14 protein-coding genes are annotated in these 26271 nt (G+C 62.5%); 9 read left to right on the top strand and 5 right to left on the bottom strand.

The features are described 5' to 3' along the window. Positions 1–134: 134 nt before the first annotated feature. On the bottom strand, positions 135–614 hold the full coding sequence (rlmH, locus tag D2E23_RS09635) for a 23S rRNA (pseudouridine(1915)-N(3))-methyltransferase RlmH (RefSeq protein ID WP_126030696.1): 480 nt from the start codon (positions 612–614) through the stop codon (positions 135–137). Positions 615–887: 273 nt separating this feature from the next. Further along, positions 888–1526 carry a uracil phosphoribosyltransferase gene (upp, locus tag D2E23_RS09630; protein ID WP_093961188.1) on the bottom strand — a complete coding sequence of 213 codons (639 nt, stop codon included), beginning with the start codon at positions 1524–1526 and terminating at the stop codon, positions 888–890. 551 nt (positions 1527–2077) lie between these two features. On the opposite strand from upp, the gene D2E23_RS09625 reads away from it, so the two are divergent. Together D2E23_RS09625 and D2E23_RS11645 are read left to right on the top strand one after the other, a co-directional pair. Next, positions 2078–2530 (top strand): nucleoside deaminase, encoded by a 453-nt coding sequence (locus D2E23_RS09625; RefSeq protein ID WP_126030695.1) that lies wholly within the window; start codon positions 2078–2080, stop codon positions 2528–2530. Positions 2531–2776: 246 nt separating this feature from the next. Next, complete coding sequence (locus D2E23_RS11645; RefSeq protein ID WP_164520773.1) at positions 2777–2950, top strand: hypothetical protein; 174 nt, start codon at positions 2777–2779, stop codon at positions 2948–2950. Positions 2951–3653: 703 nt separating this feature from the next. Here the strand turns inward: D2E23_RS11645 and D2E23_RS09620 are convergent. Continuing rightward, positions 3654–4055, bottom strand: a complete 402-nt coding sequence (locus D2E23_RS09620; RefSeq protein WP_126030694.1) for a hypothetical protein — start codon at positions 4053–4055, stop codon at positions 3654–3656. Between the two features lie 282 nt (positions 4056–4337). Here D2E23_RS09620 and ilvA point away from each other — a divergent pair, with 282 nt between their 5' ends. The 7 genes from ilvA (at position 4338) to D2E23_RS09585 (ending at position 24326) form a co-directional block, all read left to right on the top strand. Next, positions 4338–5603, top strand: coding sequence for a threonine ammonia-lyase (gene ilvA, locus D2E23_RS09615; RefSeq protein ID WP_126030693.1), 1266 nt, complete (start codon positions 4338–4340; stop codon positions 5601–5603). 862 nt (positions 5604–6465) lie between these two features. Further along, complete coding sequence (locus D2E23_RS09610; RefSeq protein WP_126030692.1) at positions 6466–10755, top strand: SpaA isopeptide-forming pilin-related protein; 4290 nt, start codon at positions 6466–6468, stop codon at positions 10753–10755. A gap of 539 nt (positions 10756–11294) precedes the next feature. Next, positions 11295–12971: a SpaH/EbpB family LPXTG-anchored major pilin gene (locus tag D2E23_RS09605; protein WP_126030691.1), complete on the top strand. Its 1677-nt coding sequence runs from the start codon at positions 11295–11297 to the stop codon at positions 12969–12971. Between the two features lie 697 nt (positions 12972–13668). Next, positions 13669–14523 carry a TroA family protein gene (locus D2E23_RS11720; protein ID WP_206432031.1) on the top strand — a complete coding sequence of 285 codons (855 nt, stop codon included), beginning with the start codon at positions 13669–13671 and terminating at the stop codon, positions 14521–14523. A gap of 571 nt (positions 14524–15094) precedes the next feature. Continuing rightward, a complete protein-coding gene (locus D2E23_RS09595; protein WP_126030690.1) occupies positions 15095–16807 on the top strand; it encodes an alpha-N-arabinofuranosidase in 1713 nt (570 codons plus the stop codon). Between the two features lie 300 nt (positions 16808–17107). Then, a complete protein-coding gene (locus D2E23_RS11870; RefSeq protein ID WP_241227276.1) occupies positions 17108–21697 on the top strand; it encodes an ExeM/NucH family extracellular endonuclease in 4590 nt (1529 codons plus the stop codon). Between the two features lie 259 nt (positions 21698–21956). Then, the gene (locus tag D2E23_RS09585) at positions 21957–24326 is read left to right on the top strand and encodes a 5'-nucleotidase C-terminal domain-containing protein (protein WP_126030689.1); all 2370 of its coding nucleotides are present in this window, start codon (positions 21957–21959) and stop codon (positions 24324–24326) included. A 509-nt stretch (positions 24327–24835) separates the two neighbouring features. On the opposite strand, the gene D2E23_RS09580 is transcribed toward D2E23_RS09585, so the two are convergent. Then, complete coding sequence (locus D2E23_RS09580; RefSeq protein WP_126030688.1) at positions 24836–25648, bottom strand: sulfite exporter TauE/SafE family protein; 813 nt, start codon at positions 25646–25648, stop codon at positions 24836–24838. Positions 25649–25698: 50 nt separating this feature from the next. Next, entirely contained in the window at positions 25699–26202 is a 504-nt protein-coding gene (locus tag D2E23_RS09575) for an SPASM domain-containing protein (RefSeq protein WP_241227275.1), read from the bottom strand. Between the last annotated feature and the right edge of the window lie 69 nt (positions 26203–26271).

The raw sequence follows: 26271 nt of genomic DNA, 5'->3' as shown, positions 1-26271 counted from the left end.
TTCTCCCTCCATGGGAGGGAGATGTCACGGCAAAGCCGTGACAGAGGGAGGGAACCAACCCCGATCTATTCCGGTTCGCCTTGGTCCGCTTGTCTATCGGCGCAGCTTCTCAATTTCGTATCGCACCGCCTGAACTACTTGTGATACGGCTCGCCCGCGTTGATCTTGTACGCGCGGTAGATCTGCTCAAGCAGCACCATGCGCATGAGCTGATGCGGGAACGTCATCTTGGAGAAGCTCAGGTGATAGTCCGCGCGCTTCAGAATCGCATCATCCAGACCGATCGATCCGCCGATCACGAACTGGATGTGACTCATGCCGTGCAGACCGAGATCGTTGATCTGCCGGGCGAACTGTTCCGACGTCGACTGTTTGCCGTCGATCGCCAGTGCGATCACGTACGCGTCGTCGCGCAGATGCTTGGCGATGCGCTCGCCCTCCTTGGCCTTGATCAGTCGTTCCACGCCTTCGCTCGCATGCTCGGGCGTCTTCTCGTCGGCCACTTCCACGATGTCGAGCTTGCAGTAGCGGCCAAGTCGTTTGGCGTACTCCGCGATGCCGTCGCGCAGATACCGCTCCTTGATCTTCCCCACCCCAATAACCGTAATCCTCATACTCCTCTTTCCTTTCCCTTCCCGGGCCCCGACCGCCTCGCTGTTCCCTGTCGGGCTCCAGATGCCGTACCCGCGCCCCAAATTCCGATACACGCAAGTGGAGGGAGGGGCATGCGTTTCTCGATCGTAAGCAGCGAAGGGATTTGTTATGCTTCGCAAACAAATCCCGGAGCGAGGCCGAACGGCCTTGAGTGTATCGAGAAACGCATGCCCCTCCCTCCACGCCAAAGCATCAAGAGATCGAGGCGAAACCTACAGATTCAGATTGCCTGATCAGTCGACCACGCCATAGAGGCGGTCGCCCGCATCTCCGAGGCCCGGCACGATGTACGCCTGATCGTTGAGGTGATCGTCGACCGCGGCCACCACGACCTTGAAGTTGACGTCCGGGTTGACTTCCTTCTCGAGGCGCTTGAGGCCTTCCGGCGCGGCAAGCACGTCGATGCAGGTGATCTCGCGGGCACCACGCTCGGCGAGGTAGTGGATCGCGGCCACGAGGGTGCCGCCGGTGGCGAGCATCGGGTCCACGAGGAACACGTGGCGGCCGGTCAGATCGTCGGGCAGACGGTTCGCGTAAGTGATGATGTCGAGAGTCTGCTCGTCACGCTTCATGCCGAGGAAGCCGACTTCGGCGGTGGGCAGCAGCTTCATCATGCCGTCGAGCATGCCGAGACCGGCGCGCAGGATCGGCACGATCATCGGACGCGGCGGGGCGATCTGCTTGCCGACCATGGGGGCGACCGGCGTTTCGATGGGCTTGTCCTCCAGCAGCAGATCACGCGTGGCCTCGTAGGCCTCGAGCATCACGATCTCGCTGACGAGCTCGCGGAAGGTGTTGGACGGGGTGTTCTTGTCGCGCAGAACAGTGAGCTTATGCTCCACCAGCGGGTGGGATACGACATGCAGTTCCATACTCATACTGTCCAAGTCTAGTAGCTGACCGCCCCCGACTTCCCCCGAACACGAAGCCGCATGAGTGTTGTTGCCATTTGGAGCGTTGCCGAGGCTGATCCCTCTCCTCAGTCTGCTTCGCAGACAGCTCCCCTCCTTGGGAGAGGAGACGGAGATGACTGGGGAGAGGAGCCGGATTATGGACTAACCCGACTCCCCCTTGAGGGGCTGAGTCGTAAAGGTTCTCTTCCACCCTCGCTTCCCCTTGAGGGGAAGCTGTCAGGCGTAGCCTGACTGATGAGGTGAAGACGAGCCGACAGGCAAGCAGAAAACTTGCGGCCGTAGTCCGTCATTACCTGCAGGACGCTGTCGGACGTAATCATGACCGATGAGGTGACGGTGGGGTGGGGTCTGCGCGGGTTTGGTCACTTATGGGCCTGGTATCTCAGCCGTTACAGGGGGCTGATCCCTCCCCTCAGTCTGCTTCGCAGACAGCTCCCCTCCCCGGGAGGGGAGCCGGAGGCGATTGGGAGAAGGGCGCCGGAGGGGCGGCGATTGGTTAGAGTGACGGTATGAGCAATGTGGATCGGATGATGGAGGAGGCGTTGGCGCTCGCCCGTGAGGCCGCCGCGCACGGTGACGTTCCTGTGGGCGCGGTGGTGATTGACACGAACGGTGCAGTGATCGGCCGTGGTCGCAACCGTCGCGAGGAGGACGGCGACCCGCTTGCTCATGCCGAGGTACAAGCCATGCGCGAGGCCGCCGCAACCCGCGGCCGCTGGAATCTGGAGGACTGCACGCTCGTGGTCACATTGGAGCCGTGTCCGATGTGTGCTGGCGCCTGTCTCACCACGCACATTGGTCGTATCGTGTTCGGCGCGTGGGACGCGAAGCTTGGCGCCTGCGGTTCGGTGTGGGACATCCCCCGTGATCCGCATGTCGGCTCAGTCCCTGAAGTGATCGGAGATGTTCGCGAAGCCGAGTGCCGCGCCCTGCTCGCTGAGTTCTTCACCGCTCGCCGGTGATCGTCAGGCATGCGGCGGAGACGGGGCGGCCGGGGCTGCCGTCTGGTCGTGCCGCCGCAAATCCCCGGCGCCCCCATCATCCGCTATATCCCGTCATGTTCGCGTTACACGGGTAACGCCTACGAAACCATGAGGCAATCGAATCCGTGCCTGCTGCGCCTAGCGTTAGCGGCATGATGATCGTTGATCATCGGCGTACGCGCCGGAAGGCCGGTGCCGTGCGCAATACGGACCGAAAGGAGGCGCATGATGGATTTCGCCATGAGCAGGATCGATATTCTGCGATTCGTGTCCGATCAGTTTTTCGGCGCGGGTCCTGCGGATCACACGATTCGCGTGACCGTCACCATGCCGGTGGATGCGGAGGATTCGTCCGATTCGGAGCCCGAGTCGGTCGGGCCCGCCGTCCGCTTCGACTAGGCTTCGGTTCCAAGTGACCGGTTCCGCCTGTAGGACCTCGGCTCTGCTGCTGTATGGCCGAGAATAACGCTTGCCGTCCTCCAACGTCCGCTGCACGAGTTCGTTGGAAGGCGGCATTTTCTATGGCAGCGGACCTATCTCGCAGTTGTGATGTTGTTGCGGGCCCGTGCAGAGATCTATCCATCGATTTGGAGGTTGTCCCGTCTGCGGACCCATTGTTGCGGGTGGTTCTGGAAGATAGCTTTTCTGCTCCAACGATGAGATATTGCAGGTTTGTGTATGTGGGAGCTGGAACTCTACTTTTCCAAGGACCTCGCAATTGCTAGATAGCTTTCGACCGTGGCCCTTAAAGACCTCCGAATCAGGGGATTGCTCGATTCGACAGCGCCTATGCGCCTCTCGCTAGGTGCTTTGGCGACCTCGCGTGGGTCTAACCTCGGTTCCCTAGGTTCTTGGCAAAGTAGCCGATGAATGCGCGCAATCGACAATTGCATTGATTTCATTGTTTTATGGGCACATCTGCTTTTTATTGCACTTCCAGCGAAGGCTCTACTTTCGCGAGAACCTAGCGAACGAGGGATAGACCTTTGCAGCTCCCATAAACAACCTAGCGAAGCATGGATAGGCGGATGAATGGCAGATGCCTGCGGCGGCGCAACGCCATAACCTCATTCCCGTCCGGCTGGATCCTACTTGCCGGATCCTATTCTCGACTGGAAGAACTGCCGGAGTGCATGCGGTGAAGAATAATGCACGCGCCCACCGCCACCATCACAACCATCAGCCCGACCACACTGACCATGTCCATGCCAGTGAGCGGCGTACGGTCGGAAACCACGTTGCCGGTGGCCTCGGCGGCCAGTGCCAGTGCCGGCGACAGCAGCATGGCGAGCGCCGCACCGGCGCCGACCAGAATGGCCGCGATTTTCGCCCTCATCCGACGCATTCCACGTGCACCAAGACCGTTTTCATTGCCTCCAACGTTTCTTTGCTCGCTGCCGTTCCGCCCGCCGCGCTCATTCGCGATATCCTTCACTGCCGGCCTCTGCGGTTCCCTGGAGAAGATCAAGTCGCCCATTTCCGTCTCCTTGCCCATGCTCATCATGCCGTTTCCTGTTTCCTTTGACTGTCAATGCCGAATCTAGAGTCCCAATATGGCCAAGTTCGCTTACCAAACTGAATACCGCGTTACGTTTTGTTGAAAATATCCTCCACCTCATGCACCTCATGTGTGTTCTCACATGTCGCCCCATGCATCATCCCCTGCGCGACTCCGTCCCCCTGTCCCGTCCGCCGACCTGACCGCGCCCCGCCGTCTGCCCGCATGACGGAATCCGCCCCCGTCATGCCGCCCGCTTGTTGAGACAGCCTCTTAAGATTGACACTCATGGATCAGAAAGACGTCATCAAAAATCTGCAGCGCGACCATGCCGAGGAATTGAAGCTCGCGGCGAAGCGACTCAAGGGCACGGCTCGCCATACCCGCATCATCGAATCCCCCGCCCTGTCCGACCTGACCGGCCATAAGATTCTCCTTAAGCCGGAGAACCTGCAGGTCACCGGATCGTTCAAGATCCGCGGCGCCTACAACAAGATCGCTTCGCTCAGTGACGAGGAGCTGGCCCGCGGCATCGTGACCGCGTCCGCCGGTAACCACGCACAGGGTGTGGCGTACGCCGCCCGCGAGCGTGGCGCCAAGGCCACGATCTGCATGCCGCAGATCACCCCGCCGCTCAAGGTGGATGCCACCAAGGCGTACGGCGCCGACGTGGTGCTGCACGGCGACGTGTTTGACGAGGCCGCCGCCTACGCGCAGAAGCTGAGCGACGAGCAGGGCATGATCTTCGTGCCGCCGTTCGACGACTACGAGGTGGTGTGCGGTCAGGGCACGATCGGTCTGGAGATCCTCGAGGATGTTCCGGACGTGACCGACGTGGTGGTGCCGCTGGGCGGCGGCGGTCTGGGTGCCGGCGTGGCGCTCGCGATCAAGACGTTCCGTCCGGAGGTGCGCGTGATCGGCGCGATCCCGGAGGGCAGCCCCGCGTTCCTGAATTCGTTCCGCGCCGGTCATGTGGTTGAGGCCGAGCAGGTGGTCACGTCCGCCGAGGGCGTGGCGGTGAAGCATCCGGGCGATCTGACGTTCGCGCTGCTCAACGAGTTCCTTGACGATCTGGTGACGGTCACCGAGCGCGACATCAACGAGATGATCCTGCTCATGCTGGAGAAGCACAAGCTGGTGGTTGAGGCCGCCGGCGCGGTGTCGCTGGCCGCACTCGAGCATCTGAACCTGCGTTCGCGCAAGTTTGCGTCGGCCCCCGGCCCGCATGTGGTGGTGCCGATCATGTCCGGCGGCAACATCGATACGGTGACGATCGGCGCGGTGATCCAGAAGGGCATGATCGCGCGTGGTCGCATCATGAACTTCGAGGTGGAGCTGCCGGATACGCCGGGTCAGCTGGTGAAGGTGGCCACGCTGCTGGCCGAGCAGCGTGCGAACGTGATCCAGCTGGATCACGACCAGTTCAAGGCATCCGGTCATTACACGAATGCCGTGTCGCTGGGCGTGACGGTGGAGACGAACGGTCCGGATCATATCGACCGCATTCTCGCCGCTCTGCGCGCCGCCGGCTTCCAGCCCCGCCGCGTGTACTGACGCTCGCGCGAGCGGATTAGTCAATATTCGGGATCAGGCCTGTGCCTGGTCCCGTTTTTTGTATGGGGTGTGTGATGCTGGTGTGCGATCCCTCCCTCAGTCACGCTTTGCGTGACAGCTCCCTCCCGTGGAGGGAGCACAACGATACAAAGCGCGTGCTCCCTCCGAGGGAGGGAGCTGGCCGCCAAAGGCGGACTGAGGGAGGGGTCAACTCCGTGGGCGCCCCGCATCCCGTCACCGTCTTTCGTGCTCGAGCCGCACGACCGAGAGCAAAGCAACTCGACCCCCAATTTCCTCGGCCCTCCTTCCGGTGTGTCAACCGCACACCCATGTCGGGCGTTTCACAGTGTGATACGTTCTTGCAAAGGGTGGATAACGGGGGGCACTTTCTGATTCGTGTTTTCCGCATCGCCGATTGGGTGTGCTCGTGCGAATGGCGATTAATGATGATCGCGACGCCGGGATTTCCAGCCAAGTGAACGCTCTCATATTTTCTATCGGACAATGACGATAACCCCTATACCCCTTATGGCAATAGGGGGTTATGCTCGCAAAAAGGGGTGTATGTCAATGGTTGCAACGGTTGCAACGATTGAATCATTTTGTGAGATATGCCCCCGAAAATCATACATGGTGGGTACACTTACCTCGTATGCGAGGGTATGTGGCCCAATGATGCGGTAATGCTGATTGATTCGCTACGTCGTATCGGGAACATTGCGTGGACATCCCGGTGACATGCTGGAAGGAGAGAGTAGAGCATGAGGTTGCCGAAGTTTTCGCGGGGGGGGGGCTCCGGTTTTGGAGTCCTCTAATCGGACATTCCCTGCGTTCCGTCGCTGCCGCGACGGCGGCCGTGTGCATGCTCGGATCCCTAGCAGCCGTCGAGACCGCCTCCGCAGCCACCCCGTCGGAGTCCTCATCTACTTCGTCTGCGACCGCGCACAGTGCCGCATCGACTGCGTCGACCGACACCACGTCCGCATCCGACAGCGCGACCGCCGATGACTCCACCAAGTCCGGCGCGACCGATGCCAAGACATCCGGCGCATCCTCTTCCACCGACGCGAAGTCCGATTCGCAGTCCGGAGAAAACACCGATTCTGCGTCCGGCAATGCGTCCAACAGCGCGTCCGCCGACGCCGGCCAGTCGCAGAAAACCACCAGTGACGCGAACGCCGATGCGTCCGCCAGCGCCGATACGCAGAACACCCAGAGCAACAACGACTCTCAGTCCTCCGACGAACCCGACTCCCAGTCCGATCAGTCCGCTGATTCCGCCGCCGCGGATACGTCCATCACCGCTGCCGACCTGATCGACTGCGAGACCGTCTCTGATTACCAGTCCAAGCTGCACTGCAAGCGTCCGGCCACCGCCGTCGACAACAGCATCTTCGACAAGCACATCGTCACTGAAGATGTAGAGAACCCGAGCGGCACCACCACGAATCTGTTCGACTACTGGTGGGATGCCGAGGACGCGTCCGACGGGCAGTATCAGGCGATCAATGGCGCCTACCCGTACTGGACCGGCAGCATCAACAACGGCCATCAGCTGCACTTCAACCGCGAGGCGCACAAGGATCCCGACTATCCGTATTCCCTGGAACAGTACAAGCTGCACAACAGCTGGATGGCTCCGGCCGGCAAGACTTATGGCCCCTACCGATCCGGCATGGTCTACAACACGCTGGTGGACGGCTATCCGAAGCTTAAGAAGGACGACAGCGCTGACCACAACGTCACCGGTCTCGTGCGGGACGAATCGCTGTCGTACCTGTTCGACACGTCCGCACAGGACGGCAAGCGCTCGTACACGGGTGTGAAGGGGCTGTTCCAGCTCATCGACGGCTACTACACGTACAACAGCCAGCAGAACTTCGCGTCCTACGACAAGACGAGCAATTCGTTCCGTCTGTACGACGCCAAGGCCGTGATGTCAGGAAACAACACCGCACCCGGCCAGTTCTTCCCGCTCAACACGGCTGCGGAAGTGTTCAAGACCGCCGACAACGGCACCAAGCCGGTGACGGACGGCAACGGTCACCTGGTGTACGACGGAAGCGTCACCTCGCGCGATCCGCGACTCAACCACTATCTTGGCCTGACCATGAGCAGCCGTTTCGTACAGAAGAACGGCGGTCATACGGTGGTCGACCCCACCACGCCGGTGACCTACGAGTTCTCCGGCGACGACGACGTGTGGGTGTTCATCGACGACGTGCTCGTCGGCGATCTGGGCGGCATCCACGACAGCGCCTCGCTGAAGATCGACTTCAGCACCGGCAAGATTGAGCGCGCCGTACTGAACAACAAGAACGAGGTGGTCAGTCCGGTCGAGACCACCACGCTCAGGGAGGCGTTCGCGGCGGCGGGTCGATTGGGCTCCACCTCGTGGGATGGCGACAAGTTTGCCGACAACACCTACCACACGCTGAAGTTCTACTACATGGAACGTGGCTGGACGGACTCCGACATGAGTCTGCGCTTCAACCTTGTGACCGCGCCGGAGAGCAACGTCATCAAGATCGACCAGGAGGGCAACGCCGTCCCGGGTGCCGGATTCACGCTGTACGCGAGCGACGACAAGTACTCGAAGACGGGCGAGATCGTCGCGGCCGGCACCACCGACGACAACGGTCATCTGAACCTCGTCGATCCGAGCGACGGCGAACCGGTGTTCATGGACGTCATCGCCAAGGAGCACGGCAATCATTTCATCCTGTCGGAGACCACCGTGCCGGACGGTTATCGCAAGGCCGGCGACATGCATCTGCTGTATCAGACGAATCCGTCGAGCGTTGGCAGCGCCAGCGACTCCGGCGTGCTCGTCAGCGATCCCAGCACGTCGAGCAGTGACGGCAACGCGTGGGACACGGGTTCGCTCGCCATGGCGCAGGTGCAGGTCAGCGCGCCCGACGAAAGCAATCTGTACTACACCGACAAGAGCGGCAAGAAGCATCATCTGGACGCCGACAAGGTGAAGAACGGCACGCTGTTCGCCGTCGTGTTCCAGAAGGACGCCAACGGCAAGTGGCGTGGCATCTACGGCGATCAGATCGACGGTTGGAAGACCACATCCGCGGAGAGCCAGGGCGGCGACTCCGACATGAAGGCCGTGATGGAGGCGTTCCAGAACAGTCCGCACAAGTTCCGCCTGTCGTCGAGCGGCAGTTACGACGTGATGCTCGAGGATCTGCCGGGCGACATCCGCGACTACTACTACTGGAACGGCGACGAAAGCGCGGCCAAGTATTCCGTCGGCTACTACTGGTCGGAGGTCGGCACGAATGCAGACGTGAACGCGAACAACACGCATCTGCTGGAGAACACCGACGAGACGGATACCAATTCCGACAGCGCGTTCAAGCGCACGTTCGCCGTGATGCTGTACGTGTCGAACATCCGCAACACGGTGTCGGTGCAGAAGGTGGATCAGGACGGGACGCCGTTGAACGGGGCGGAGTTCAAGATCTATCGCAAGGATGACGATTGCTCGGCGACGGGTTCCTCAGATGGGAAGACCAGTGCCGTGCAGATGGTGCAGAATACGTGCACGCCCGTCGACTCGCTGACCACGGCCGATCATACGAAGTCGGGCGCGGCGAAGGACGTGAACGCGGCCGGCGTGACCGAACCGCGCTTCAGCGGATCCGGCACGTTCCCGAACAGCGCGGGCGTGAAACTGTCCGGTGGGTCGAACAGTGACGGCAGCGACGAGAGCGTCACGTATTACATCGTGGAAACCAAGGCGCCGAAGGGCTACACGGCCAGCGACAGGGTCGTGGAGGTCGTGATCAACCAGTGGGGCGTGTTCGTGAACGCCGGTGAGGCGAACGACGGCGTGAAGGTGGTGCGCGGCGTGGGCAACCTCGTCAAGACCATGAACACGTACGGTAGTTCGCCGACGGTCGACAGCACGCTGACCTGGCTGAGGATGACGCCGCACCTGTATACGGGAACCGACGAGTCTGCGGCCGCGGAGGACGAGTCGCTGACCAACGTACAGACGGCGCGTGTGACCGACGGTGCCGTGAAGACGACGGGCGCCGCGAAGGGCACGACGATCGGCGTGGCGTACGGTTCGGTGGCCGGCGGCAGCGTGGTGCAGGAGTACGGTCCGCTGGCCGGCAACGGCAATCTCGTGTACGTGGCGGATACCGGTTACCTGATGCCGTCCACGACGCAGGATGCTGCGCCGAAGGGTGCGGAGAAGAGCGTGGGACGTGTGGATCTGGGAAGCAAGCGGCTGAGTTCGCTGGTCACCGGTTCCGCGATGGTGCAGGTGGCCGATACGCCGGAGCCGACGACCGCGACCGCGGCGGTGAGGAAGACCGTGGATGGTCTGGAGCCGAAGTGGCCGGAGGGCGTGAGCTTCAAGTTCCGGTTGGATGCGTCGAAGGTCGAGCCGAAGGGCGCTGGTGACGCGCCGCTGCCGACCGGTGGCGCGGGGACTGCGGAGGCGCCGGCTGATGCGTGCGTGAAACCGTCGACGGGGTCGGGCGAGGGCGCTGGTGCTGGTGCTGTGGGCGGTTCTTCGGACGGTGGTTCTGCGGCGACGTCGTGCACGGTGACGATCTCGAAGCCGGGAACGAACGGCGGCGACAAGGGCGACGGTCTGGTCAACTCGGACACGTTCGGCACGTTCTCGTTCAACTGGGACGACATCAAGGGCGTGACGGCTAAGGACGGTGTGCGTTCGGTCACCTACGGCTACATCGTGCAGGAGCTCGGCGCTGGGACTGACTCGTCGGGCGATGGCGAGGCCGGCTCGGGTGGCATGGCGAACATGATCCGCTACTCCAAGGCCAAGTACCGGCTCGACATCACCGTCACTTACAAGGCGGGCGAGGGGATGAAGGCCACGCCGAAGCTCACGAGGTTGCTGAACGACGCGGGCAATGAGCCGGGTCTGCTTGGTGGCGGAGTCGAGGTGAAGGCCGACTCGGAGGGCAAGTGGAACGGAGTGCTGGTGTCCGACTTCACCAACACCCATACCGTCAACGTGTCGACCCTGCCGCTCACCGGTGGAAGGACGGCTCGCGACTGGCTGCTCCTCGGCGCCGCGCTGGCGCTGGCCGGAGCCCTGGGCGGCGGCACCTACCGCCTCTGGAAGCGCCGACAAGACGCGCAGCTAGGAGGCGCCCTCTAACCCGATTCGCCCCAGACCCCTCCTTCCCCTCGAGGGGAAGGTGTCCGGCCAAACCGGACGGATAAGGTACCTGGTCTCCCCTCCCAGGGAGGGGAGATGTCTGGCCCCGCCAGACAGAGGGGAGGGCCGCAAGGCAACCACCCTCCATAACCAAACACGTCCCCAACCTTGGTCTCCCCTCCAGGGGAGGGGAGACGTCCGACCCCGTCGGACAGAGGGGAGGGCTGCAAGGCGACCACCCTCCATAACCGAATACCAACTCCCGCCCCCTCCCCACGGAGAGGAGATGTCTGGCCTCGCCAAACAGAGGGGAGACCCCGGGGTGTCACGCCCCACATAACTCAACACTGCCCTTCTCGTCTCCCCTCCCCCGGAGGGGAGATGTCCGACCCTGTCGGACAGAGGGGAGCGCCCCGGAGCATCACGCTCCACACAACCGAAGAGATTCAAGATTTGCGGATCGCGGAGGCCTCCAACGGGGTCTCGGCCTCCGCGGTTGCAGAACAACCACAACAACAAGGAAGAAAGAGAGGTTTCTCATGAAGATGAGGAAGCTTTTCGCAGGAGTAGCCGCCGCGGCCACCCTGCTCAGCGGCCTAGCCCTCGGCGCCACCGCCGCCAACGCGGCTGAGACGCGGCCGGACAGCATGACGATCACCATGAACGCCGACAATGCCGTTCAGTTCAAAGACCACACCTACAAGGCCGTGAAGATCGGTAAGTACGATGTCTCCACTGGTGCTCAGGTGCTGGTCGCCTCGCCGGCCATGAATGCCTTGGTGAAGTCCGCTCTTGAAGCTGCTGGCGTCAAGGATGTTCCGGCTGAGAGTTCCGACTATCTCCAGTGGGCTATCAGCAACAACAAGCTGGATGCTTCTGGCACCAGCCCGTTCTATGGCACCACTGGCGTGACCCGCAAGTTCGCCGACGCTCTTGCCCAGTCCACCGCTGAGAGCCAGACGCCAGTCACTCCGCAGGTGAATGGCGCGACCGCCACGTTCAATCTGGGTGAAGTCGGCTACTGGCTGATTGTCGATCAGAACGCCGTGAATGACAAGTCTTCCAAGTCGCTGGCCATTCTCGTCGGTACTCCGTGGACGCTGTCTGATGGCACTGTCGTGTCCGCCGGCACGATCAACGTGAAGAATCAGACCGCCACTGTTGACAAGACCGTTGATGACCAGACCGTCGCCATCGGCAAGGACGCCACGTACACCATCACCACGAAGATCCCGAACTACGTCGGTTACAAGGTTCAGGGCTACACCTTCCAGGTGAAGGATAAGTTCGCGGACAATGCTCCGCTGGCGTACAAGGCTGGCACCCTCACCGTCAAGGTTGGTGATACCCCTCTGACTTCTGACCAGTACACGGTCGCCGGATTTGACGCCGCCAGCAAGACCTTCACCGTGGACCTGAGCTCCTACATTCAGTCTCAGGGTTTCAGCGGCACCGCCGATGAGAAGTCCCTGTTCGACAAGACCGATCTGGTTGGCAAGACCGTAACGATCACCTACTCGGCCACGGTTACCGGCACCATCGGTAACCAGGGTGCGCCCAACTCCCCGTCCATCGTGTACCCGAACGATCCGTCCGACAACGAGAAGAAGGACGAAATCCCCGGTACCCCGGTCAAGGTGTTCAACTTCGACTACAACCTGAAGAAGATTGATCGCACGACCGGTGCTGTGCTGCAGGGCGCCAAGTTCGCCATCAAGGACAAGACCTCTGGAAAGTGGCTGGGCTATGTTGCTGCTGCTGGCGAAACTCCGGCTCGCTGGGTTGAGCTCGCTGCTGAGCCGACCGCTGACGAGAACAAGACCGAAGCCGATGGTGTATTCACTACCGGTGAGAATGGTCTGGTCTCCTTCAAGGGTCTGGACGCCGGTTCCTACACCATCAAGGAGATCGCGGCTCCCGACGACTATGTCAGCGTTGGTCTGACCTTCGATGTCAAGATTGACGCCAACATCTCCGGCTCCGGTAGCGAAGCGGTTGCAACCCCGACCTATACCGTGACTGGTGATCTGCTGGATCTTGTCTCCGACGGCAACACTTCGACCGTGACTGTGGAGAACGTGAAGAGCCTCACCCAGCTGCCGGTCACCGGTGCTGCTGGCATCGCGCTGTTCGTGGCTGTGGGTGCTCTGCTCGCCGGTGCTGGTGCCGCGGTGTACGCCAAGTCCACCCGCACCCGTCGCCTGCTCAACGCCTGAGCCTGCGACTCCGTGACTCCCTCGGCGTGAGGGAGTCACAACACGTGGAAGGAATCGACGTCCTTCACCCGTCGCCGATTCCTTCCGCGTGAAGGCCCTCCTCCTTCGTGCTCCCTCCAAGGGAGGGAGCTGTCCGGCCGCAGGCCGGACTGAGGGAGGGCTTCGATGCAGGTCAGCGCGCAATCTCCTTCCCCTTCTCCGTCAGAACTCATTCCGACGCTCAACTCGAGCCAAGGAATGATTGTCCGCAGCGGCCTGTGGTTGGCAAGGACGATATGGGGTCAAGGGGAGTCGGTCCGGGCTGATCGGTCAATGCGGGCTGGTTGGAATCGAATCCCTCCCTCTGTCACGGCATTCGCCGTGACATCTCCCTCCCTCGGAGGGAGAACCCCTTCATCAGGTGACTGGTGGAGATGCCCCCGGGAGGCTTCCTTCCCTGTGTGCTCCCTCCGAGGGAGGGAGCTGTCGCGCAAAGCGCGACTGAGGGAGGGGTCGAACATCTGGCGACGCTCCTTGTCCCCATGTCCTTCCCCACAGTCCCCAAAAACAAACATCATCCGCCCGCTTCGAGAGCAGCGCTCGAATCCGGAGGAGTCATGGTCTGACCGCGGCGCGCTTGCGGCTGCGATCGGACCATTTTTCATTCCACGGGGTCAATGCCCCCTCATTAATCCCCCTATTGAGAGGAGTCGGAATCATGGCCGGCAAGGAACTCGACGCAGAGACCAAGGCATATCTGGAAACGCTGCCCGCCGTCGAATCCGTGATGAGCGGTCGCATCTACTACAACGACGCGTTCAAGGACTACGTGGTCCAGCGTTGCGAGGCAGGCGATTCCCCTACGCGCATCTTCCGCGCGGCCGGTCTTGGCCCCTCGATCATCGGTCGCAAACGCATCGAACGCTGTGTGGCGCGCTGGCGCACCCGCGCCGCCCGTGCCGAAGCCAGTCACACCGAGGTCTTCCGGACTGACGCTGTCCCTTCATCTCCCGACTCCCGAGATCCCTCGAGCGCGAGCGGAATCACGAACGATTCAGGCGAGCTGACCGGTGAGAATAACAATGCTGCAACGATTGCCGATGCCACTGTCGTCGGTTCGAGTAAAGCAAGGAATTCCGGTGGCACCGATGGTGTCGTAGTTTCGGCCGATGCGCCGCGCGCGTCTTCCGCGAACGGCATGTCGGTTACCTCCGATGGCGAGTCGTTCGTGCCGGGCGGCAAGCCGAGGGGCCGTGCCTCCGGGCGCACGCCGCTCGCTTCTGACGCCGAGTCCTTTGCCCCTGCTGTCGGGCCGTTCGCTCCGTCCGGTACGCAATTTGCCCCCGACCTCGAGCCGTTCGCGCCGCGGACCGCATTCGACGCCGAGCCGTTCGCGCCCACTGTCGCTTCCTCTTTTGAATCTTCCGGCGTCGCCTCGCAGCAAGCTTCGCTGGTTGCTCTCAACCGACGCATCGACACCATGGAAGCCCTCCTCCGCCAGCAACTCCGCCATATGCAGCACCTCGAGGATGACCTCGCCCTCCTCCGTTCCCGCCTCGCCCCTCAGCAGTAGCCCCTCAGACGGCTTCGGGCAATCACCGTTCTTTCGGTTCAAGGCCCGGGCCGTCTCCTTTCCTCATTCCCGTCTTCGTATCCGTCCACCTCCCGCTGCCCGATTCATGGCCTTGCCGGCGTTGCCATGATCTATCTGCCTTTCGCTAGGTTGCTCGAGGGGCTTGCACGGACCTAACCCTCGTTCGGTAGGTCCTTCGCAAAGTAGCGGCCCACCCCCAACCGGCCATTATCCATAGAGTCTTGGCGAAAACTATCATTTATTTCGCTCAAAACAGTGTTGCTGAGAGACCTTGGCCGATGCTCTACTTTGGCAAGAACCTACTTAACGGGGGATAGGTCTCTACGGGGAGCCTGAACCACCTACCGAACGGCAGATAGGTCATGCAGAACCAACTTCGCCGAGAACATGCGCGGATCCTCCTGCCCAGAACAGTCGGCCGCGCGATGAAGCCCTCCCGCCCAGAGTGCTTTTCATCCGAAACCGTATGCATGCCAAGTATCTGTGTCCCTTGGCGAGTAGGCTGGATTCTACGTTCGCGCTCACATGAGCACGCGAGAATCGAGGAACCATGACACAGCAGTCAGCCAGTTCGGCCACTCCAACAAACTCCACCCACTCAGCCGACCCAACCACCTCACCCAACCCAGCCGTCTCTGCTTCCATCACCATCAACCCGTACTTCACCGTCGCCCCGGTCAGCCGCCGTATCTTCGGCTCGTTCGTCGAACACCTGGGCCGCTGCGTATACACCGGCATCTACGAACCCGACCATCCCACGGCCGACGAACACGGATTCCGGCAAGACGTCATCGATCTGGTACGCGAACTCGGCGTAACCACCGTGCGCTACCCGGGTGGCAACTTCGTCTCCGGTTACCGCTGGGAAGACGGCGTGGGCCCGCGCGATCAGCGTCCGCGCCGACTCGATCTGGCCTGGCACTCCACCGAAACCAATGCGTTCGGCCTACACGAAATGGCCGAATGGCTGGAAAAGGTAGGGGAGAAGGACGGCGAGCCCGGCGCCGCCGAAACCACCTCCGAACCAGAATCAGCTGAGTCCTCCTCCGCCACCGTCCCCGCCACGCCCGAACTCATGGAGGCCATCAACCTCGGCACCCGCGGACTCCAGGACGCCCTCGACCTGCTCGAATACGCCAACATCCCCGGCGGCACCACACTCTCCGACGCCCGCCGCGCGAACGGCCACGAAAAGCCGTTCAACATCCGCATGTGGTGCCTTGGCAACGAAATGGACGGCCCGTGGCAGCTCGGTCACAAGTCCGCGCACGACTACGGCGTGCTCGCGGCCGACGTGGCGCGCGGCATGCGACAGATCGACCCGGATCTAGGACTCGTGGTGTGCGGCTCGAGCTCGCACGGTATGCCCACGTTCGGCGAATGGGAACGCACCGTGCTCGAGCACACCTACGATCTGGTCGACTTCGTCTCCTGCCACGCCTACTACAAGCCGGCGAACGGCGACATCGCCAGCTTCCTCGCGTCCGGCGTGGACATGGACGGGTTCATCAAGGACGTGGGCTCCGTGATCGACGCGGTCAAGGCGCAGCGCAAGAGCACGCACAACGTGGCCATCTCCTTCGATGAATGGAACGTGTGGTATGCGGGCGAGGAGGCGAGCCGCACGCCCGAGGGCATCGGCAACTGGCCGGTCGCGCCGCGCCTGCTCGAGGACCAGTACAGTGCGCTCGACGCCGTGGTGGTGGGCGATCTGCTCATCACGCTGCTGCGGAACGCCGACCGTGTGCACGCGGCGTCGCTCGCCCAGCTGGTCAATGTGATCGCCCCGATCATGACCGAACCGGGCGGCCCGGCATGGCGTCAGACCATCTTCTACCCGTTCGCTGCCGTGGCCTCGCTCGCCAAGGGCGGCACCGTGCTCGAATCCCGCACGGATGGTCCGACCGTGACCACAGCCGCATACGGCGACGTGCCGGTGATCGATTCGGTGACCGTCCGCTGCGCCGACGGCTCGCTCGCCATGTTCGTGACGAACCGCTCGCTGGATTCGTCAGTCGATCTGACGATCCCGATCCCCGAGTCGTGGCTGCATGAGGACAAGGCCGGAACCGTTGCCGGAGTAAGCGTTGACGCCCGCACCCTGCACGACGACGACATCAATGCCCGCAACACGATCGACGACCAGAACCACGTGACCCTGCAGCCGAATCCGACCGCGTGCGTGGAGACGGACGATGCTCACGCGTCCGTCCACGTCACCCTGCCGCCGGTCTCCTGGACCGCGCTGCACCTCACCCGCTGAGCCGGAGGGGGATGGTTCCACATTCCGTGGAATCGTCCCCCATCCACATACACGGCCGGGTTCCCTCCCATCGTATGTACGTATACGCACGTACCGGGCAAAGAACCCGGCGGCGGTCCGCTCCCTGTAGCGGCGACGCTTTTCCGCATGCCGCTACGTAGTCGGCGTCCGATGTTCATCATGTGTCGTCGCATGGTTCATCTTCCCTCCGCGTCCCGTTGCGTTTGCGGCGATAGCGTGGATTCGTATGGCGGATGTTCCGCCTACGGAATCGACTGGGGGGAAAGAACGGGGAAGAACATGGACCGATTCTCAAAACGTATTCAGGGAGGACTGCTGGCGGCATCGATGCTGTTCGCCGCGGCGGTCGTTCCCATGCAGACGGCGATCGCCGATGAGGGCGTGCAGCCGTCCGTCGGCGCGACGTCACAGTACGCCGGCGTCGTCATCAACGAGGCGTATCTTTCGGGCGGCAGCAAGGGCGCCGCATACAAGAACAAGTTCGTCGAACTGTACAACACGACCGATAAGGACATCGACCTGGCTGGGTCGTCGCTGCAGTACCGTTCGGCAGCCGGAACCGGCGCGGCAAACGCCAGCGCGAACCTGACGGGAACCATCAAGGCCAAGGGCTACTACCTCGTCAAGGCCGGATCGAACGGCGACAACGGCGCCGACCTGCCGGCGGCCGATGTCGACGCGACGGGTCTGAACGCCAGCGGCACCAAGGGCACGCTGTTCCTCGCCGCCACGACCGACAAGCTCAGTCCCGCGGCCGGCGACACCACAACGAACGCGCAGATCATCGACGCGCTCGGATACGGCGCGACGAACACGTTCGAAAAGGCCGCGGCCACCGCGCCGACGTCCAACAGCGACGTCAAGTCACTTGACCGCACGAACGGCGTCGACACGAACGACAACAGCAAGGACTTCACGCTCAGCGCCACGATCACGCCGGGCAAAGCCAACGCGACCGACGGCGGCTCGCAGCCCAATCCCGATCCGGGCGATCCGGGCACCCAGCCGGCCGGCGAGAAGACCATCGCCGAGATCCAGGGGACCGGCGACGCCAGCCCGCTCGTCGACCAGACCGTCACCACCAAGGGCGTGGTCACCGCCACGTACCCCGACGGCGGCTTCAACGGCTACACCATCCAGACTCCGGCCACCGGCGGCGACGTCGACCTCGCCAAGCACACGGCCTCCGACGGCCTGTTCGTCTACGACGCGAAGAACGTCAAGAGCCTCAAGACCGGCGACTACGTACAGGTGAGCGGCAAGGTCAGCGAATACTACGGTCTGACCGAGCTCAACGCCACTGCCGCCACCAAGCTGCCCGACAAGGTGAACGCCCCCACGCCGGCGAAGGTCGCGTTCCCGAAGACCGACGCCCAGCGCGAAAGCCTCGAAAGCATGCTCGTGGCCCCGCAGGGCGACTACACCGTCTCCGACGTGTACAACACCAACAAGTACGGCGAGGTGGGTCTCGCCGCATCGGACAAGCCGTTCCTCAACCCGACGGTCAAAGGACTCAAGGGCGACGCCAAGACCGGTGCCGCATACCAGGCCGAAGTCGACCGTCTGGAAGCGGAAAGCGTGACGCTCGACGACGGTTCCAGCCGCAACTTCCTCGACACAAAGTACCCGGAGAACGCCGACACCCCGCTGCCGTACCTGAGCAATACCGAGCCCGTGCGCGTGGGCGAGAAGGTGACGTTCACCAAGCCGGTCGTGTTCGACTACCGCAACAACGCGTGGCGGTTCCAGCCGACGACGCGCCTGACCGGCGACAACGCCGACGCCCAGCCGGTGACGTTCTCCAACACCCGCACCGACGCTCCGGACCTGAAGACGGTCGGCGGCGACGTGAAGCTCGGCACGTTCAACGTGCTCAACTACTTCTCCACCACGGCCGACGAGACCGGATGCGCCGTGAGCAACGCCTACGTGGACCGCGACGGCAACCCCGTGACCGCGAAGAACTGCGACGTGCGAGGCGCCTGGGACAAGACGAACATGGAACGCCAGCGCGCGAAGATCGTCAAGGCCATCAACAACCTCGGCGCGGACGTCGTCTCGCTCGAGGAGATCGAGAACTCCGCCAAGGCCGCCAGCGTGGTGCCCGACTCGTTCAAGGGCAACCGCCGCGACTACGCGCTCTCCACGCTCGTGGACGCGCTGAACGCACAGGCCGGCGACGGAACCTGGGCGTACGTGCCCAGCCCGAAGACGCTGCCCGCCCTCGACACCGAGGACGTGATCCGCACGGCGTTCATCTACAAGCCCGCCAAGGTCGCGACCGTGGGTGAGACGCACATCCTCACCGACTCCGACGCCTTCAACGGCAAGAACGGCTACGAGCACGGACGCCAGCCCGACGCGCAGGCGTTCAAGGCCAAGAACGCCGCCGACAAGGATGCGTTCCTCGTGGTGGCCAACCACTTCAAGTCGAAGGGCTCGGCCAGCAACGACCAGAACAAGGATCCGGGCGACGGATCCGGCAACGCCGACTACACGCGCCAGGCCCAGGCCGACGCGCTCCTGAAGTTCACGGACTCGGTGAAGCAGGACCTCGGCCTTGAGAAGGTGTTCCTCGTCGGCGACTTCAACGCCTACTACGCCGAGAAGCCCATCCAGAAGATCGTGGACGCCAAGTACACCGACCTGAGCGAACAGGTGAGCGAAAAGACCGGCAAGTACACGTACGCCTACACCGTGACCGACGGCAAGGGCAACACGAACGGCGGCGTCGGCTCGCTCGACCACATCTTTGCCAACGAGGCCGCCCTCAAGGACGTCACCGGCGCCGACATCTGGAACATCAACTCCGTGGAGTCCGTGGCCCTGGAGTACTCGCGCTACAACTACAACGCGAAGAACCTCTACCAGCCCGACCAGTTCCGCGCATCCGATCACGATCCGGTGGTCGTCGGCATCAAGACCACAGGCGACGAGACGCCGGTTCCCCCGACGTTCAAGGACACCATCAAGGACGAAGGCACCGCTGTCTACCTCAAGAAGATCGACGTCGGCACCGACACCGTCACGCTCGGCTCCAAGAACACCAAGGACGTCGACCTCTCCGGCTGGACGATCCGCGACGACAAAGACTCCGCCGACCACATCTACACCATCCCGGATGGCACCGTGCTCAAGGCGGGCGGCGAGGTCGAGTTCAACCTCGACAAGCTCGCCGGCATCGGCCTCGGCAAGTCCGACCAGGTGCGCGTGTTCGACAAGTCCGGCAAGCAGATCCTCCAGTTCACCTGGAAGGGTGACGACGGCAAGGCCATCTATGTAGCCAACACCGACGCCGACGCCATGGTCAAGCAGGGTCAGGGCGGCACCGACCAGCCGTCCGGAGACAAGGGCGACAAGATGGCCGTGGACGCATGGCCCGGCCTCGACACGGTGAAGGCTATCGACGGCGTTGACGAGTTCGGCGCCGGCAAGGCCACCGGCGAACACACCGACGGCAACCTCTCCGGACTGGCCTACCAGCCCGGCGTCAACGGCAAGCCCGGCACACTGTGGGCGGCCGACAACGACCTCAACCCCACGCTCGGCATCACCGGGCCGAAGGGCGCCGGCTCCATCAACAAGTTCGTCTACGACGACAAGTCCGGCTCCTGGAAGCAGGATCCGAACGACGGATGGGGCTTCACCAAGGACGGCGTCGCCAAGGGCGGCAAGCAGCTGCACTTCAAGGACGGCAAGGGCGGAGTCGACTCCGAAGGCATCACCCTCATCGAAGGCGACCCCTCCAAGGGCGTGTTCATCGGCGCGGAACGCGACAACACCGACAAGAACAAGCCGCGTCCGTCCATCCTCAGCTACGACGTGAGCGCCAAGACCTCCGACACCAACGGCGACGGCGCGCAGGATCTCACCGCTGCGCACGAGTGGAACCTCACCGGCGGCCTCAGCCAGTTCGACGTTCACCTCGCCGACGGCGACGACGCCAACCTCGGCGTCGAAGGCGTGGCATTCATTCCGGACTCCGTGCTCACCGCCAAGAAGTTCAAGGTGAACGTGGACCCGAAGAACGTGCACGACTACGATCCGGACGGCTTCGGCAACAGCTACGGCGGACTGTTCTTCGTGGCCCTGGAGAAGACCAACACCATCTACGCGTTCGCCCTCCAGACCACCAAGGACGGCCACGACAACGCCTTCCCGGTCGCGCAGATCCCACTGCCCGAGACCGCCGCCAACGCCGGCTATTCCGGACCGCGTGACCTGACGTGGGACGCCGAGCACGACCAGCTGCTCGCCCAGGGCGACAACACCATCGGCGCTGACGAGAAGCCCACCAAGGCCATGCTCGCCACCTACGAGTTCGGCACGGACGGCACGCTCCAGCTCACCAGGCTGAACGACGAACCGGCCGCCGTGGCCGCCGGCAACACCGAAGGATTCGCCATCACTCCCGACGCCGAAGCGACCAAGATTGCCGGCGGAAAGGACGGCAAGACCTACAAGCCGGTGTTCTGGGCCGACGACTCCGTGACCGACGGTCACTCCCTGCGCATGGGCTACATCGAAGCCACGGCCTCGCAGCAGCCCGGACCGACGAACCCCGACCAGCCTGGCAGCCAGCCCGGCGGTCAGCCTGGTGGTCAGCCGAACAACCCGAGCGGCCAGCCCGGCGGCCAGGGCCAGAACAACGGCAGCGGCACCAACGGCAACGGTTCCGTGAACGGCAACGCCGCCGCCAGCCCGAACGGCAGTGGCAACGCCGGCACGCACGCCAACGCCAACGGGCAGTCCGCGGTCAGGGGCAAGCTCTCGAAGACCGGCGTCGCCATCGGCGGTGTCGCGCTCGCGGTGGCGGTGATCCTCGGCATCGGATTCTCCGCCATGCGCATGGCACGTCGTCGTGACTGATGATCACGATGACCAACGCACTCCGCTGAACATCGACAACTGAATATCGACTACGTACGTCGTCGACGACAATCGGCGGCGTACGTGATGGAAGCCGACTGCGACTACGTAGTCGGCTTCTGTTGTTCATACGGTGTTGTCGTGGACTTCGTCGTCCAGCCGTATCGCGTTGCCGTGGCGGACCTAATGTCGAAGACGTCTATGTGTATGTTCGCGCGAATCATCCGGTTCGCGGCGGGCCTACGGAGGGGGGAGAACAATGCGAAATATGAAACGTATGCAGGGAGGACTGCTGGCGACGGCGATGCTGCTCGCCGCGGTGGTCGTCCCCGCACAGGCCGCGTCGGCCGCCGAGACCAATCCGGCCGAGGACGGCGATGTCGCCACCATCAACCTGCTGAACGTCAACGACTTCCACGGTCGTATCGATACCGGTCTGACCGTGCCGTTCGCCTCGACCGTGCAGCAGCTCAAGGCCGAATACCCGGATTCGTCGCTGTTCCTTGGAGCGGGCGACCTCATCGGAGCCTCGCTGTTCAACTCGTCGGTCCAGAAGGACCAGCCGACCATCGACGTGCTCAACGCCTTGGATCTCAAGGCCTCGTCGGTCGGCAACCACGAGTTCGACCAGGGCTACGCCGACCTCACCAACCGTGTGATCGGTGCCGACGGCGCCCGCAACGCCAAGTGGGACTACCTTGGCGCCAACGTCTACAAGAAGGGCACCACGACCCCGGCCCTCAAGGAATACAGCATCCAGAACGTCAACGGCGTCAAGGTCGGCGTGATCGGCGCCGTCACCGAGGAGACGTCTACGCTCGTCTCGCCCGGCGGCGTCAAGGACATCAGCTTCGGCGACCCGGTCGAGGCCGTGAACCGCGTGGCCAAGCAGCTCACCGACGGCGACGAGTCCAACGGCGAGGCCGACGTGCTCGTGGCCGAATACCACGAAGGCGCTCCCTCCAACGAGGACGACAAGACCGGTAAGCCCACGATCGACGAGCAGAAGGCCTCCAGCCCGGTGTTCAAACACATCGTCGACGACACCGATCCGTCCGTCAACGCCATCTTCACCGGCCACACGCACATGAAGTACTCGTACACCGATGCCGCGCACAACAACCGTCCGGTCATCCAGACCGGCAACTACGCCGCGAACGTCGGTCAGGTCGTGCTCGACTACAACAAGACCACCCACGCCGTGAGCTATGAGAAGTCCGGCAACGTGGCCGCCCCGACCGCGCCGGAAGGCGTGAGCAAGGCCGACTTTGACGCCCAGCTCGCCGCCGCCGACAAGTCCGGCGTGACTGCGAACGTCAAGAAGATCGTGGACGCGGCCGTGGCCAAGGGCACCGAGGAAGGCAACAAGAAGGTCGGTTCCGTGGCCGCCGACATCACCACGGCCTTCAAGGACGGCAAGCGTGACGACCGCGCCTCCGAATCCACGATGGGCAACCTCGTGGCCGACTCCCTGCTCGATTCGCTGTCCAGCTCCGACCGTGGCGGCGCCCAGATCGGCGTCGTGAACCCCGGCGGTCTGCGCGCCGAATTCTGCAAGACCGGCGACAACGCCGCCTGCACGCTCGCCGCCGACGGCTCCGTGACCTACGCCCAGGCCAACGCCGTGCTGCCGTTCCTCAACAACCTGTGGACCACCACGCTTACCGGCGCCCAGTTCAAGGAGGCCCTCGAGCAGCAGTGGCAGACCACGACCGACGGCACCACGCCCTCGCGCCCGTACCTGCAGCTCGGCCTGTCGCACAACGTGTCCTACACTTACGATCCGAACGCCAAGCAGGGCGAGCACATCACGTCGGTGACCGTCAACGGCAAGCCGCTCGATCCGAACGCCGAATACCGCATCGGTTCGTTCAGCTTCCTGCTGCAGGGCGGCGACAACTTCCGCGCTTTCGCCCAAGGCAAGGACACCAAGGACACGGGCCTCGTCGACCGTGACGCTTGGATCAGCTACATCTCCAAGAACTCGCCGCTCAAGCCCCGCTACGACCGCCGTGCCGTGGCCGTCACCGGACTGCCGACCGGCGAGGTGAAGGCCGGGGATTCGTTCGAACTGCAGTTCTCCAAGCTCACCCTCACCTCGCTGGGCGTGCCGAAGGAGACCGCGTTGACCGCCAAGATCGGTGATACCGAGGTCGGCAAGGCCGAGGTCAAGGACGGCGACACCGCCACGCTCAAGGTGACCGTGCCGGCCGATCAGGCCGCGGGTGACGCGACGCTGACCGTGACCGGCGCGACCGACGGCACCACCGTGACCGTGCCGATGAAGGTGGCGGCCGGTGTGCCCGGTGGCAATGGCCAGAACAATGGCAACAATGGCCAGAACAACGGTGGCGTTGACAACGGCGGTGCTGACAACGGTCAGAACGGTCAGAATGGTCAGCAGCAGGGCCAGGGCCAGCAGAACGGCAAGCCCACCGCCAATGCCGGCAATGGCAACGGATCCAAGGCTCCGGCAAACACCGAAGCCAAGGTCAAGACCAGCGCCAATGCCAAGTCGCTGGCGAGGACCGGTACGGATGTGGCGATCGTGGCGGCCGCCGCGATCCTGCTGGTCGGTGCCGGATTCGGTGCCGTCCGCTTCGCCGCCCGCTCCGACAAGCGTAACTAGCCGCGGGGATAGTCGCAGCGCGTCGAAAGTGGGCGCAGTCGTCCACAGGCAGACCGGGTTCGGTCTCCTTAGGAACGACTGCGTCCACTTTTTGTCTCTGGGCTCGCTCGGTTTCCAGTCCCGAGCCATTCCGGAGACCGCTCTGCAGCTCGGTTGGGCTCCTAGCTGAGGCAATCTCTTGAGGCAATCTCTAAGTTCTGAAGTGATTTCGCAGCCTTGCAGACACCAATCTCCAAGTTCTGAAGTTTCCACGAAGGAAACTCGGAGTATGACCATTGGAATTGCAGCATTCATACTCCGGATTTGCGATGTACGTACTTCAGAACTTGGAGATTGACATCTGCAAAGGCCCCAAAATACTTCAGAACTCAGAGATAGGTAGCAAACCAGCGCCGGAGCACCGTTCCAAAGACCGTAATGTCAATTTGCATCGCATTACATTTGAAGATGTATCGTGCGACGTATCCTATTCTTGTTGTCTACGGGATGTTTGCCTTCTTGCTCTTGGCTCACACCATTTCCAGAACGGTGGATGTCAGTGTTCCCGCGGATACCAGCAGCAGAAGAATTCCGAACAACAGTGTCAGCGTTGACTCCTTGACCTTGCGTGAGGCCGGCGCACCGATCTGCCCGCCAATCATCGAGGCTACGGCGAAAAGCAATACGATTGCCCAATCCACGTGAATATCGGTACCGATACGGGACAGCAGCCCAGTGGCAGAGGCAATCGTCATGACAAGCAGTGATGTGGAAGAGGCCTCTCTCATGCCGAATCCCAAGGCAAGTACCAGCATTGGCACTACGGCGAATCCCCCGCCGACTCCAAAGAATCCGGTAAGGAAGCCGGTGGCTGTGGAACACAGGATCAGCATAGGGAGGCTACCGCGTTTGGCAGTGGATACTGCGCCGTCGGTGCTTTCCACATGAACCTCAGTCAGTCGTTTTTTCGCCGGCGCAGCGGTTCGCCGCGCCTTGCGAATCATCATGATGCCTACGCCAATCAGCAATATGCCGAACAGCAGCATCAGTATTTGCGAATCGACCATTACCGAGAGTCGGGATCCGAGAATCGTGCCTATCGATGAGAGCACGCCGAAGATCAATCCGTCGCGCCAACGCACACGTCCCGCACGTGCGTGAGGAATCAGCGAAGTCAATGCGGTTAGTCCGACTATCACCAGTGAACCGGCCGATGCCGCGTGTGGTTCCTGCCCGAGCAGATACACCAGCACGGGTACGGAGAGGATGCCGCCGCCGGCTCCCAGTGCTCCAACGACCACGCCCACTCCGAGTCCGATCACCAATGCGAGCGCCAAATCCATGCGTCATCCTTTCCTTTGTCGCTATCGGCATGTGCCGTCGTGCTGGCAGGTCATTGTGCGGCCTGTACCTTCGCTCGTACTTTTTTCCTCACCTGCGGATCCATGATTTCGTAGGGTGCTCGCCCAGCGCGCAGCAGCCGTGCCATGCCGATCATGTCCGGTCGAATGTGACCGTAGAATCTTGCGAATCCCGGGCACAGGTAGTTCTGCCCTGGTTTCCCATCGCCGTCGTGAACACCGACGAACCGATCCTTGGGGCATCCGCCGTTGCACATACGCAGGAACGGGCAACGGCGGCACTGTTCGGACAGTTGCGCATGTTTTTTCAAGGAGAACTTTTGCATGACCGGCGTGCTGGCGAGTGACGCAAAATCGCTGTCGTTGATATTGCCGACGAGCCAGTCAGGCTCCACCCAGTGATCGCAGGCATACACGTCGCCGTTGAATTCCAATGCCATATTGGTGCCGCATTCCGGTGCATGAACGCATACCGAATACTGTCCGAACAATGCGCCCAGTGCCGCATCGAAGTCCTGCACGAATACGCGCCCCACGTCATGCGTGATCCATTCGTCGAAGATCGTGTTGAGAAAGTCTCCGTATGCTTCCGGTTTGGTGGATCG

Source organism: Bifidobacterium callimiconis (assembly GCF_003952005.1).
Classification (GTDB): domain Bacteria; phylum Actinomycetota; class Actinomycetes; order Actinomycetales; family Bifidobacteriaceae; genus Galliscardovia; species Galliscardovia callimiconis.
The sequence above is the reverse complement of the archived record's forward strand: the minus strand, read 5'-3'. Positions and strand labels throughout refer to the sequence as shown.